Origin of the sequence: Stutzerimonas stutzeri (assembly GCF_002890915.1) — a bacterium.
GTDB classification, from domain to species: Bacteria; Pseudomonadota; Gammaproteobacteria; order Pseudomonadales; family Pseudomonadaceae; genus Stutzerimonas; species Stutzerimonas stutzeri_AF.
Map to the genome: position 1 here is coordinate 125,739 of NZ_POUT01000006.1, position 12,758 is coordinate 138,496.

Below are 12,758 nucleotides of genomic sequence, written 5' to 3' on the forward strand. Positions count from 1 at the left end.
GCCCCGCCATGCGGGGCGTTTTCGTTTCCGCGCTTCGTTCACTGTGGACCGGCGCGTAGCTCGTCGCGTCGCCGCGCGTAGGCCTCGACGATATCGGCGATCGGCGGCAGCGCGGCAGCCTGCAGGCTGGCCAGCGCGGTTTCGATGAACTTCAGGTGGCCGAGCTCCAGCGCGAGACTCAGCCAATGCCGGGCGGCGTCCCATTGCCGCTCGGCGATTAGCACGGCGGCATGGCTGAACTGCCCGCGAAAGTCGCCGGCTTCGGCCGAACGTGCATACCAGGCATGTGCCGTGGCCAGATCCCGCGCCACGCCGCAGCCGTCTTCGAGGCAGCGGCCGGTGAGGTTCATCGACTTGGCATGACCAAGCTCGGCAGCCTGGCGATAGAGCCGGTAGGCGGTCGTGTGGTCCTTTACCACGCCACGTCCGGTGGCCAGCAGGTTGGCCAGGTTGTACATGCCCCAGTCCAGCCCCAGATCGGCGGCGCGCCGGTAGTAGTCGGCGGCGCGCTTCGTATCGGCTGTGCAACCCCAGCCGTGCTCGTGGCAGCGACCGGCCATGTTGCAGGCCATGGCATGTCCGCGTTCGGCGGCGATGTCGAACCAGGTCAGGGCCAGCGTCGGGTCGGCCTGGATGCCGTAGCCTTCCAGCAGGATCTGGCCGAGCAGCGCCTGCGCTTCGATCTCCCCGGCGGCCGCCGCACCGAGCACCAGTCGTGCCGCCCGCTGCGGCTGCTTGGCAAGGTCGTCCAGTTGTGCCGTGTCGAGAGCTTCCTCGCGGCGCAGAAGATGGCGCATCAAACCTCGACCCAGCGCCGCAGCAGGTTGTGGTAGGTGCCGGTGAGCTGCACCAGCGCCGGATGCTCGGGGACATCGGTGGTCAGCTGCTGGATGGCCTGATCCATCTCGTAGAGCAGGGTGCGCTGGGCATCCTCGCGCACCAGACTCTGGATCCAGAAGAACGAGGCCAGCCGCGCGCCGCGGGTCACCGGCTCGACCTTGTGCAGGCTGGTGCTGGGATAGAGCACCATGTCGCCGGCGGCGAACTTCACCCGCTGCGTGCCGTAGGTGTCCTGGATCACCAGGTCGCCGCCGTCGTACTCCTCCGGGTCGCTGAAGAACAGTGTGGCGGACAGGTCGGTGCGCACGCGTTCGGCGCTGTTGCGCACCTGCCGCACCGCATTGTCGATGTGATAGCCGAACTCGCCGCCGGCGGTGTAGCAGTTGAACAGGGGCGGGAAGACCTTGCTCGGCAGCGCGGCGGACATGAACTGCGGATGTTGCCAGAGACGCTGCAGCATGGCTTCGGCGATTTCACGGGCGAGCGGGTCGTCTTCGGCCAGCTGCAGATTGTATTTCGCCTTGGCCGACTGGTAGCCGGCCGTTACCCGGCCATCCTGCCAGGCGGCCTGTTCCAGCGCAGCGCGGATACGGTCGGTTTCTTCGCGGGAAAATACGTTGGCAATGCGTAACAGCATGGGGCACCGGCAGAAGGGAAAGGTCGAATGATATTAGTTTGCATTTAGATGTTTCAGAATGCGACAGAATGTATCAGAATGTCATCCGCTAATAATAGTAATTCGCAGTTGCATTAACTCCTGAGGATCTGCATTCCATGTCGCGTCAGTCTGTTGAACTGGCCCAGCCACCCCGCGTGTTGGCTTCGGCTATCGGTGTTGCGCTTACCGCTTTCTCCGTCCCTTCCATCGCCCAGTCCACGCCCGATACCGCTGCGGCGCGCGGCGAGGCGCCGGTCGCGCTCGACGAAGTGACCGTGATCGGCGAGCAGGAGCAAAGCTACAAGGCCGATACCTCCGCCTCGAAGAAGTACACCGCGCCGTTGCGCGAGACGCCCAAGTCGGTCACCGTGATCACCGACCAGGTGATCCGCGACACCGGTTCGCTCACCTTGGTCGACGCATTGCGCACCACCTCCGGCATCACCTTCGGTGCCGGCGAGGGCGGCAACCCGGCGGGCGACCGGCCGATCATTCGCGGCTTCAACGCCGAGAGCGATACCTTCATCGATGGCCTGCGTGACGTGGGTTCGCAGACTCGCGAGATCTTCAACGTCGAAAGCATCGAGGTGAGCAAGGGGCCGGGCTCGGCGTACACCGGCGCCGGCTCCACCGGCGGCAGCCTCAACCTGATCAGCAAGACCGCCAAGCAACGCGATTTCGGCGACGCCAGCATCACCCTCGGTTCGGACCAGACGCGCCGCTACACGCTGGACGTCAACCGCGTGCTGGGCGACAACGTCGCCGGGCGCCTGAACCTGATGAAGCACGAGGCCAACGTCGCCGGCCGCGATGGCGTTGACGTCAGCCGTTGGGGTGTGGCGCCGACCATCACCTTCGGCTTCGATACGCCGACCCGGGCGACGCTGTCGTACTACCACCTGGAAACCGACGACATGCCCGATTACGGCATTCCGCTGACGGTGGCCACGCCGGGCAACCCGCACCGCGAGCCGGCCAAGGTCGATCGCGACAACTTCTACGGCCTGGAAAGCCGCGACTTCCGCGAGAGCACCACGGATGCTGGCACGATCCGTTTGGAGCACGACCTGAACGAGAACCTGACCGTTTCCAACACCACCCGCGTGGCGCGCACCACCCTGGACTACATCGTCACCAACCCGGACGACTCGCGCGGCAACGTACCCAACGGCCTGGTCTCGCGTTCGGCCAAGAGCCGCAACTCCAACACCCAGAGCTGGGTCAACCAGACCGACCTGACCGCGCGCTTCGATACCGGCAGCATCGAGCACACCCTGGTCACGGGTGTGGAGATCAGCGATGTGGGTGTGCACAACCGGCCTTACGTGGTAACCCCGGGCGCTGCCGGCAACACCTGTACACCGGCGCATCTGGCCTCCGGTGACTGCACCAGCCTGTACAACCCCAGCCCCAAGGACGCCTGGACCGGCAGCATCGCGCGCAGCACGGCGACGACCGATACCGACACCGAAACGCTGGCGGCCTACGTCTTCGATACGCTGAAGTTCAACGAGCAATGGTCACTGAACATGGGCCTGCGTTACGACGACTACGAAACGACGCAGAAGGCTGTCTCCACTGCCGGTGTGGTGACCCGTCCGGAAAACAAGAGCCACTTCTGGAACTACCAGCTGGGCCTGGTCTTCAATCCGCTGCCCAATGGCAGCCTCTATGCGGCCTGGTCGACCTCCAGCAACCCGTCCGGCGAGACCGGTGGCGAAGGCGCCGATGCGCTCAGCGTGAACAACGAGGTTCTCGATCCGGAGCGCAACCGCAACTACGAGATCGGCACCAAGTGGGACTTCTTCGACGAGCGTCTCGGCCTGACCGCCGCGCTGTTCCGCACCGAGAAGACCAACGCGCGGGTGACCAACGCCAGCGGTTTCCAGGAAAGCATCGGTGAAACCCAGGTCGATGGCCTGGAACTGGGCGCCACCGGCCAGCTCACCCGCAACTGGCAGGTGTTCGCCAGCTACACCTACCTGGATGCCGAACTGGTCAAGTCCGGTGTCGCCAATATCGGCACGCGGGCCAGCCCGATCTACGTCGAGGGTCTGTACGACGGCAACGATGTGCCCAGTACGCCGAAGCACAGCTTCAGCTTCTGGAACACCTACAACCTGACCCAGGACCTGACCATCGGGGGCGGCGCCACCTACGTCGACTCGCGCTTCGGCGATGCGGCCAACAACATCGAGGTGCCGGAGTACTGGCGCTACGATGCGATGGCGGCCTATCGCGTGAGCAAGAACCTGGACCTGCAGCTGAACGTGCAGAACCTGACCGACAAGCGCTACTTCGATCAGGTCTACGGCAGCCACTATGCCCATGTCGCGGCGGGTCGTACCGCCTTGCTGAGCACCAACTTCCACTTCTGATCCGCACGCGTGAAAAAACAAAGGCCGCTCTTCGAGGCTAATGCTGTTCGGATAAGCGCGGAGAGTACTCTGTAGGAGCGCGCCAGGCGCGCGAATCGCGGGCGTGGCCCGCTCCTACAGATCCAGCATCCAGCTTGAGTCGCTAAGTGAACAGCATTGCGCTCTTCGAGGTGGCCTTTGTCGTCATGGCGCATCAATACAGGTCGCGGCGATAGCGACCCTGTTCGCTCAGTTGCTCCAGCTGCGCCTGGCCGAGCAGGCCCAGCAGTATCTGCTGCACCTCCTGACCCATGCCGTCCAGGCTGCCGCAGACATGGATCGCCGCGCCCTGGGCGACCCAGCGGCGCAACTCGTCCGCCGCATCGCGCAGGGCGTGCTGCACGTAGCGCTTGTTCGTCTGGTCACGGGAAAACGCCAGGTCCAGCCGTTGCAGGTGGCCGCTTTCACGCCACTGCGCCAACTCATCCTGGAAGAGGAAATCGTGCGCCGCGTTGCGCTCGCCGAACAGCAGCCAGTTGCGCGAGCCCGTTTTTGCGGCACGTTCGCGCAGGTGCGCACGCAGCCCGGCGATGCCCGTGCCGTTGCCGATCAGGATCAGCGGCGTAGCGGCGTCCGGGCCGTGGAATGACGGATTGCTGCGGATGCGCAGCTCGATCTCTTCGCCGATGGCCGCGTAGCGGCACAGCCAGCCGGAACCGAGCCCGGGAGTGCCGTCGGCCTGGAAGGCTTCGCGTACCACCAGCTGCACGGCGCCGTCGGCGGGTATCGAGGCGATGGAGTATTCGCGGTGCGGCAGCGGCGGCAAGGCCAGCAGCGCCTCGGCGTCGAAGCCGTGCAGGTCGCCAGTGGCGGGCAGGTGCCTTCTGGACAGCTGTGCGGCCAGGTTCTGGCCATCGAACAATGCATGAGGATCGAGGCCCACATCGTGCAACAAGGCTTCGATGCGCGCGGGCGCGTGGCGCGGGCCGACTTCGACGATATCGCCGGCGCGCCATGATGTCTGCTCGCTCGGCGGCGCCAGGGTCAGCAGTTGTACCGGCGCACCGGAACTGCCGGGGTTGAGGCAATGGCGGCCGGTCAGGCGCCAGGGTTGATAGGGCGCCGGCAGCCAGTCGCTGAAATTGCTCTCGCCGCTCAGGTGGGCGAGTTGATGTTGCCAGTGCCGCAGCACGCCAGGATCGGCGCGGTCGGCCTCCAGGCGGTCGAACAGCGGCATGCCGCCGAGCTGGCGCAGGCGCTCGTCGAGGCGGCGGCCGAAGGCGCAGAAATCCCGGTACTGGCGATCACCGAAGGCCAGCACAGCGTATTCCAGCGGCTGGCTCAGGGCGCCGCCCATGGCGAGTCGCCGCTCGAAGCGGGCCGCATTGTCCGGTGCCTCGCCTTCGCCGTAGGTGCTGACGACGAACAGGGCGCGCGGGGCCGGCAGGTCGTTCGGCTCCAGCGCGTTGAGCGGCAGCAGCAGCGTCTCGACGCCCGCAGCGCGCAACTGCTGCGCGCTGCGCTCGGCGAAATCCTGTGCCTGGCCGCCCTGGCTGGCATAGGCGACCAGCATCTGCGTCCGACCAGCAGCCGCCGGCCGCCGGCGCAGCCGCCCACGCCAGCAGTACAGCGACAGGGCGAGATAGAGCGTGGCGACCACTACCGCGCTGATTTCCCGCGCTGGCTGCCACCAGAGCAGGCCGGTCGCGATGACGATGCAGCAGAGCAGTGGCCAGCCGCGCAGGAGTGCGAAGAGGGGCGAGGGCAACGAAGGGCTCATCGGTGCAAGGGAAGCAGGCTGGCCCGAGCCGTCACCACGGCTCGGGCCAAGTCGGCGCGTCAGGGCGCCAGCACTTCCAGGGTTGCGCTGTAGCTGGCGCGGCGCGCGGTGGCCGGTTTGCTGACGCCCTTGTCGGTGGTCAGCTCGGCTTCCAGCCAGTACATGCCGGCCTGCGGCCAGGTGATGCTGAGCTTGCCGTCCTTGTCGGTCTTCGCCTTGATCTCGCCGAGCTCGTCGCGGTAGCGGTTGCCGCCGGGAATCACGCTGATCTCGACATCGGCGGCCGGCTTGCCGTCGAGCAGGAAGACGAAGTCTGCCGCTTCGCCGGCGAACAGGTCGTTGGGGTGGGTGACCGGCGCCAGCTCCAGGCCCTGGCCGGTCGGTTCGAGCACGGTTTCGCTCGGCGCGCCGGAGGTGACGAAGACTTCCATGCGACTGCTGTTCTGCGTCACCTTCAGTTCCTCGGCCTTGGCCGGCACGTCCTTGGCGAAACTCTCCGGGGTGCCCATCCAGCGGCGAACCTGGCCGTTCTCCTTCCAACTGGCGAACAGCCCGCTGTTGGCGATGGCCAGCTTGTAGGTGCCCTTCTGGTTCAGCTGTACATCGAAGGTGCTGCGGTAGCGGCCGATGCTGCCGTTGAGCGGTTCCAGACGGCTGCCGTCCGGCGCCTGGATCGACAGTTGCGCGGCCGGCCGTGGACGCATGCCGGGCGGACCGCCGGCCGGGGCCTGGTCGAGCGCGCCTACGCCGGCGATGCGCAGGGGGAAGTGCTCGAAATAGAACAGGTCGTTGGAGACGGCGGCGTCGACGGTGATCCACGGCTCTTCGCCGGAGAGCACGGTGGCCGAGGGCAGCATCCAGGCGCGGTGGGCCTGGGCCGACAGCGGCAGGCAGACGGCGAGCGCCAGGGCGGTCCATTTGATGACGGGTTTCATGGCGTGCTTCCTGTTCATGGGGTCAGCTTGAGGGTGATTGCGCCCAGTTCGCTCTGACCCTGGGCTTGGTGCTCGGCGTTCTGCTGCGGTGGCCAGCTGAACGGAACGCGCAGCAGTTCGCGGCCGCCGACTTCACGGGCGGCTTCGACCACGACGCGGTACTCGCCCGCTTCCAGCGTGTTGAGTGGCGCCTGCCGGTCGGAGAACTGCAACCTGTGACTGCCCACGGCACGGGTCGCACCGCTGACACCGTCGACCGGCATTTCCAGGCTGCGGCCACTGCGTCTCCACCACTGGCGCAGGTCCTTGAGCCACTTCTCGCCTTCCTTGTCCTTGAGCTTGGTGTCGTACCACACCGCCAGATTGGTGACATGGCTCTGGTCCGGTCGCTCGAGCCAGATAGCGACATAGGGGCGGTGGTACTCGGCGACATCCAGACGCGGGATTTCCACGTCCAGCTGCAGGTCCGCCGCGTGCAGCGGGGCGCTGAGCAGGGCGAGGGGCAACAACAGGCGTTTACGCATGGGCAGTCCTTAATGAATGAAGAGCAGCGCCAGCAGCAGCGGTATCACCAGCCCCAGGCCCACCAGCGGCCAGGTGCTGGGTCGGTTGCCGGCGTGACGTTGCAGGAGCAGCAGGCCGGTGAGGCTGAACACCACACAGGCAACGGCGAAGAAGTCGATGAACCCGCTCCAGGCCTCACCGGTGTGGCGGCCCTTGTGCAGGTCGTTGAAGTAGGCGATCCAGCCGCGGTCGGTCGATTCGTATTCCAGTTCGCCGGTTTCGATACTCAGGCTCAGCCAGGCATCGCCGCCGGGGCGCGGCAGGGCGACATAGAGTTCGCCATCGCTCCATTCGGCCTCACGGCCGGCCAGGCGAATGTCCAGCGTCTGCTCCAGCCAAGCGCGCAGTTCGACGGGCAGACCCGACTCGGGCGTTTCGGTTTGCAGTTTGGCGAGCAGCGAGTCGGGAAGCTGCGCAGCGCGGCTTTGCACCTGCGGTTTGCTTTCGATCTGGCCGGCGTGGTTGAGGGTGATGCCCGTGACTGAGAAGAGCAGCATGCCAACCAGGCACAGCGCGGAGCTGATCCAGTGCCATTGGCGCAGGGTACCGAGCCAGAGGTGCATGGTGGTCCTTGTCGTGCGGGGGATTGGCGGATTCTAGGGCGCTTGTTCGCTGGAATGCTAAAGATTTACAAACAGCATACATTCGCGTCTATCGCCGGGCCGTAGGCCATAAACAACGAAGCCGGGAATGTCCCGGCTCGTTGCGGCGCGGGTCGGTCAGAAGCTGATGTTGGCCGACAGCCAGAGGCGGCGACCCTCTTCGAGTGTGCCGCTGGTAGCCGCCGCCGACTGGATGTAATCGGAGGCCCAGCCCGTCGAACCGGTATTGGTGGTGTAGTAGGTGCCTTTGGTGAAGTCCTTGTCGAACAGGTTGTAGATGGTCGCGTTGAGTGTGACGTTCTGCGATGCCTTGAACGAGCCGCCAAGGTGGAAAACCTCGTAAGCCTTCAGGTCCCCGGCCGCGTCGTACAGGGCCTGGTTCGCGGCGGTAAGGTTCTCGTAGCGATCGGTGAAGCGCGCCCGCTCTGAGCGGTATTCGCCCTTGAACCACAGGTTCAGGCGGTCGGAAGCCTGCCAGCTGAGGCGCGCATGGGCCAGGTGTTCCGGCGTATTGGTCAGTGGCGCCCCCTTGTTGGCACCGCTCTTCTGCTCGCTGTCCGTATAGGTGTAGTTCAGCGCCAGCGCCCAGGCGGGCGCGAACTCCCAGCGACCGGCCAGTTCCAGGCCCTGGGTGACCGCTTCATCGATGTTGACGCTCTGGGCGAAGGCGTCCTGGGTGAAGCCGCTTCCGAAGCTGATGCACCCTGGTTGGTTCGGATTGCTCGCCGAGAAGCAGTTGGCGATCGGCGTACCGTCGTCGATCTTGTCGTCGAACTTGTTGTGGAACAGGGTGGCATTGGCGCTGAAGCCGGAGAGGTTGTCGAAGTAGACGCCGAATTCTGTATTGGTGGTGATTTCCGGGTCCAGGTGAGGGCTGCCGATGGTGATGATCGTGCCCTGGCCGGTGACCCCGCTGATGCCGTCATGCAGCTGATTCAGCGTCGGTGTCTTGTAGCCGCGGCTGACGCCGCCCTTCATGGTCCAGTTGTCGGTGGTGTTCCAGACCAGATAGGCGCGCGGGCTGACATGGCCACCGAACGCCTCATGATCCTCGTAGCGGGCGCCGAGCGTCAGGGCGAGGTCATGGCGCAGGTGCCATTCGTCCTCGACGAACATGGCCCAGGAGGTCTGCTGGAAATCGTCGTCGGCAATTCCATCGGTGACTTCCGCGTCCCAGTACTGACCACCGACGGTGAGCACGTGGGCGTCGCCTACCGGGCTGACCAGCTTGGTGTCGAAAACCAGGTCGGTGGATTTCAGCTCGCGATCGTCGCCGACGATGATGGAGGGGTAGCCGGTATAGGCGCTGCCGATCGGCTGGCCGGGAATCGTGCGGCCGATGGTTTCCGTGGTGTTGTGCGTCAGGCTGCTGTCCAGGGTGCCGAAGCTGAAGCGGCCGGTATGGCTGAGGGCGAACTGGTCGCGTTCGAAGCGCAGTTCGTCGGCATAGCCGTTGGCCTTGCTCGGTACGTCCGCGCTGCACCCGTCGGTGGCGCTGCCGCCGTTCTTGCCGTCCAGGCTGCCCAGCTGGCAGTCGTCATTGTTATACACCTGGCGGCCGCGCTCGAAATCCAGCGAGATGTCATGGGCCTCGTCGGGGGTCAGTGTCAGCCGTGCGCCGAGGGTGTGGTTGCGGCCCTCGACGGGTGAGGCGCCGCGCTTGCTGACCGGGCTATCGTTATCGAACGACAGGTCCGATTCGCCGCGGTCGTAGAGGCTGCCGCGCAGCGCGAGCCCGAGCAGGCCCTCGACCAGCGGCCCGCTGGCGTAGAGGCTGGTGCTGCTGGTTTCACCATAGTCGCGGTTTTCCTGGAACGTGTGGTCCAGGCTTACCGAGCCACCCCATTCGCCGGCGACCTTCTTGGTGATGATGTTGACGACCCCGCCCATGGCATCGGAGCCATACAGCGTCGACATCGGGCCGCGAATCACCTCGATCCGCTCGATGGCCGACATCGGCGGCATGAAGCTGGTGGAGGTCTCGTTGAAGCCGTTGGGCGTGACGTTGCCGGCCGTGTTCTGGCGCCTGCCGTCGATCAGGATCAGCGTGTAGTCGCTGGGCATGCCGCGGATGCTGATGTTCAGTCCACCGGTCTTGCCGGTACCCTGGCGAATGTCGATGCCCTCGACGTCATCCAGCGCCTGGGCCAGGTTGCTGTAGCGCTTTTGCTGCAGATCCTGCTGGCTGATCACACTGATGCTCGCCGGTGCCTGGGTGATCTTCTGCTCGAAGCCGGAGGCGCTGACGACCGTGTCGCCCAGGGTAACGGGCGACGTCTGGGCGGTCGCGCTCAGGCTGCTGAACAATATGGCGCCGGCCAGGACCGTGCGGGCGTAGGGGGCGTGCATCCGCGAATCTCCTTGTGCGTGATAATTATTGATTGGTGCGGATGATAGTGATTTGCGATTGCAGATTGACATGGCGCTTGCATCGCAGGGCGAAAGCAACCACGCGAAAACTACGTCAAACCCCCGGGTGGCGCGGCTTTACAGTATTGTTTCAACTTGTTGCTAGGGCTGCTTTTGCCGTTGAATGACTCCCCCTGTTGCGACGAAGCCTGCAAAAGCCGAAGCTCTACGGCATGACGAACCGCATACTTCTCAACTGCGACATGGGCGAGAGCTTCGGCGCCTGGACGATGGGCAACGACGAACTTGCGATGCCGCTGATCGACCAGGCCAATCTGGCCTGTGGCTTTCATGCCGGCGATCCGCTGACGATGCAGCGCAGCGTTGCGCTGGCGGTGCGCCATGGCGTGAGCATCGGCGCGCACCCGGCCTATCCGGACCTCGCGGGCTTCGGCCGCCGCCATCTGGCCTGCTCCATGCCCGAGATACAGGCGCTGGTGCTCTACCAGATCGGTGCGCTGGATGCGTTCTGCCGTGCTGCCGGCACCCGGCTCGCCTACGTCAAGCCGCATGGCGCGCTGTACAACGACCTGGTGCGCGACGATGCGCTGTTCGCCGCCGTGCTCGCGGCCTGCGCGGCCTATCGGCCGGGACTGCCGCTGATGGTGCTGGCGCTGGCGGATAACCGGCGGGAGATCGCCCTGGCCGAAGCCGCTGGCGTGCCATTGCTGTTCGAGGGATTCGCCGACCGGGCCTACCAGGCCGACGGCCAGCTGGCGCCACGCCGGCTGGAGCACGCCGTGCATCGCGAACCGCAGCGCATTCTCGACCAGGCGCTGGCGATCGCCCGGGGCGAGCCGTTCGCCGATCAGGACGGCAAGCCGCTGCGGCTGCATGCGGACAGTCTCTGCGTGCACGGCGACAATCCGGAGTCGCTGGCAATATTGCGCCGCCTGCGGGCCTTGCTCGACGCCGCATGATTCGCCTGCAGCCGATTGGCGCCGAGGCGCTGCTGGTGGTGCTGGCCGAACAGCCCTATCCGGAGTTACCGCTGCAGATCGCCACGTTGGCGGACGCTGCGCGCCGGGAACTCGGTCCCTGGCTCGTCGATCTGGTGCCGGGTTGGACGACCTTGTTGCTGCACTACGATCTGTTGCTGACCGACCATGCGCAGGTTGCCGAGCGCCTGGCGCCGCTGCTGGCCCGCTGGCCTGCCGAGGCCGGACGGCAATCGCCGCCGCGCCGGCACGAGATTCCCATCTGGTACGCCGGGGCGGACCTGGCCGAGGTGGCCCGGGCCTGCGGCCTGAGCCAGCAGGAGGTTATCGCCGTGCATTGCGCGACGGAGTATCGCGTCGGTGCAATCGGTTTCGCGCCGGGGTTCGCCTATCTCGGCGAGCTCGATCAACGCCTCGTGCTGCCGCGTCGCGCCACTCCTCGCACAACGGTTCCGGCGGGCTCGCTGGCGATCGCCGAGCGGCAGACCGCGATCTATCCGCAGGCCTCGCCGGGTGGCTGGCATCTGCTCGGCCGCTGCCCCTGGCGCCTGTTCGACGCCACGAAGGAACCGCCGTGCCCCCTGCAGCCGGGGGATCGGGTGCTCTTCCAGCCCATCGATGCCGTGCAGTTCCAGGCCGAGGCCAGCAGATGAAGGGCCTGCGCGTTCTCCGCAGCGGGCCACTGAGCCTGTTGCAGGATGCCGGCCGCTTTGGCTGGCAGCATCTGGGCGTTTCGCCGAGCGGCCCGCTGGATATGCACGCCGCAGCCTGGGCCAATCGGTTGCTGGGCAATCGTTGGGGAACGCCCCTGCTGGAGATCGCGCTGGGCGATTTCGAAGCCGAGGCCGAAGTGGATACCTGGCTGGCGATCTGCGGCGCGGACATGCCGGTCCGTGTGGATGGCGAGGCGCGGCCGAACTGGTCGCGCTTTGCACTGCGCAGCGGGCAGCGCCTGCGCCTGGACTTTGCCCGCAGCGGGCAGCGTGCCTACCTGGCGGTGGCCGGCGGTTTTCGCCTGGAGAAAACGCTGGGCAGCGTGGCGACCCAGGTGCGTGAGGGGCTGGGTGGGCTCGCCGGCAATGGCGGCGCGCTGCAGGCGGGGGACCGGCTGCCGTGCCCGCCGGCCCGCTTGCCGGGGGCGGCCAGCGTGCCCGTCGCGTTCGTGGCGGATTATCGATGCGAGCCGTGCCTGCGGGTGATGCTCGATTCGAGCGGCCTGGCCGCGCGTGAGCGGCAGCGCTTCATCGACCAGCGTTGGACGTTGAGCACGCAGTCCGACCGCATGGGCGCCCGGCTGTGCGGCGAGCCCTTGCGGGCGGAGGCGCTGCAATGGTCGCAAGGCGTGGTCGGCGGCAGCATCCAGGTGCCGCCGGATGGCCAGCCGATCGTGCTCATGGCCGACCGCCAGACCATGGGCGGCTATCCATTGCTGGGCTGGTTGCACCCACTGGACCTGCCGCGCCTGGCGCAGTGCCCGGCGCATCAGCGGCTAGGCTTTCGGCCTGTCGAGCGGGCGCAGGTCCAGGCCGAACTGCGGCAGTTCTATCGTTTCTTCCGTGGCTGAGAGATTGGCGGCACGCCCGACGCTCAAAAGCATCGCCCCGAGGTCGGGCCTCCCACGAAAGCAATCGATGCACACCGGACCCGGTGGGAGGCGCGCCCTCGCGGCGATTGC

General features: G+C 66.2%; 11 protein-coding genes. 4 read left to right on the plus strand and 7 right to left on the minus strand.

The genetic code is table 11. The features are described from left to right. Positions 1-38 precede the first annotated feature (38 nt). Positions 39-797 (minus strand): tetratricopeptide repeat protein, encoded by a 759-nt coding sequence (locus CXK94_RS12315; RefSeq protein ID WP_102894562.1) that lies wholly within the window; start codon positions 795-797, stop codon positions 39-41. Continuing rightward, a complete protein-coding gene (locus CXK94_RS12320) occupies positions 797-1,477 on the minus strand; it encodes a Fe2+-dependent dioxygenase (protein ID WP_102894563.1) in 681 nt (226 codons plus the stop codon). Before CXK94_RS12320 ends, CXK94_RS12315 begins: the two co-directional genes overlap by 1 nt. Positions 1,478-1,614: 137 nt before the next feature. Here CXK94_RS12320 and CXK94_RS12325 point away from each other — a divergent pair, with 137 nt between their 5' ends. Next, positions 1,615-3,876, plus strand: a complete 2,262-nt coding sequence (locus tag CXK94_RS12325; RefSeq protein ID WP_102894564.1) for a TonB-dependent receptor — start codon at positions 1,615-1,617, stop codon at positions 3,874-3,876. Positions 3,877-4,069: 193 nt separating this feature from the next. Here CXK94_RS12325 and CXK94_RS12330 read toward each other — a convergent pair whose 3' ends face one another. From CXK94_RS12330 to CXK94_RS12350, 5 genes are all read right to left on the minus strand, one after another. Then, entirely contained in the window at positions 4,070-5,623 is a 1,554-nt protein-coding gene (locus CXK94_RS12330) for a sulfite reductase subunit alpha (protein ID WP_102894565.1), read from the minus strand. Between the two features lie 71 nt (positions 5,624-5,694). Continuing rightward, on the minus strand, positions 5,695-6,570 hold the full coding sequence (locus CXK94_RS12335) for a DUF4198 domain-containing protein (protein WP_102894566.1): 876 nt from the start codon (positions 6,568-6,570) through the stop codon (positions 5,695-5,697). A gap of 14 nt (positions 6,571-6,584) precedes the next feature. Beyond that, the gene (locus tag CXK94_RS12340; RefSeq protein ID WP_102894567.1) at positions 6,585-7,094 is read right to left on the minus strand and encodes a DUF2271 domain-containing protein; all 510 of its coding nucleotides are present in this window, start codon (positions 7,092-7,094) and stop codon (positions 6,585-6,587) included. A gap of 9 nt (positions 7,095-7,103) precedes the next feature. Beyond that, entirely contained in the window at positions 7,104-7,697 is a 594-nt protein-coding gene (locus tag CXK94_RS12345) for a PepSY-associated TM helix domain-containing protein (RefSeq protein ID WP_102894568.1), read from the minus strand. A gap of 156 nt (positions 7,698-7,853) precedes the next feature. After that, positions 7,854-10,085 carry a TonB-dependent receptor domain-containing protein gene (locus tag CXK94_RS12350; protein WP_102894569.1) on the minus strand — a complete coding sequence of 744 codons (2,232 nt, stop codon included), beginning with the start codon at positions 10,083-10,085 and terminating at the stop codon, positions 7,854-7,856. A gap of 233 nt (positions 10,086-10,318) precedes the next feature. On the opposite strand from CXK94_RS12350, the gene CXK94_RS12355 reads away from it, so the two are divergent. From CXK94_RS12355 to CXK94_RS12365, 3 genes are read left to right on the plus strand one after another with little or no spacing between them, the layout of a single operon-like run. Continuing rightward, positions 10,319-11,065 carry a 5-oxoprolinase subunit PxpA gene (locus CXK94_RS12355; protein ID WP_102894570.1) on the plus strand — a complete coding sequence of 249 codons (747 nt, stop codon included), beginning with the start codon at positions 10,319-10,321 and terminating at the stop codon, positions 11,063-11,065. Beyond that, complete coding sequence (pxpB, locus tag CXK94_RS12360) at positions 11,062-11,736, plus strand: 5-oxoprolinase subunit PxpB (protein ID WP_102894571.1); 675 nt, start codon at positions 11,062-11,064, stop codon at positions 11,734-11,736. Before CXK94_RS12355 ends, pxpB begins: the two co-directional genes overlap by 4 nt. After that, complete coding sequence (locus tag CXK94_RS12365) at positions 11,733-12,647, plus strand: biotin-dependent carboxyltransferase family protein (RefSeq protein WP_102894572.1); 915 nt, start codon at positions 11,733-11,735, stop codon at positions 12,645-12,647. The genes pxpB and CXK94_RS12365 overlap by 4 nt, the downstream gene beginning before the upstream one ends. Positions 12,648-12,758 lie beyond the last annotated feature (111 nt).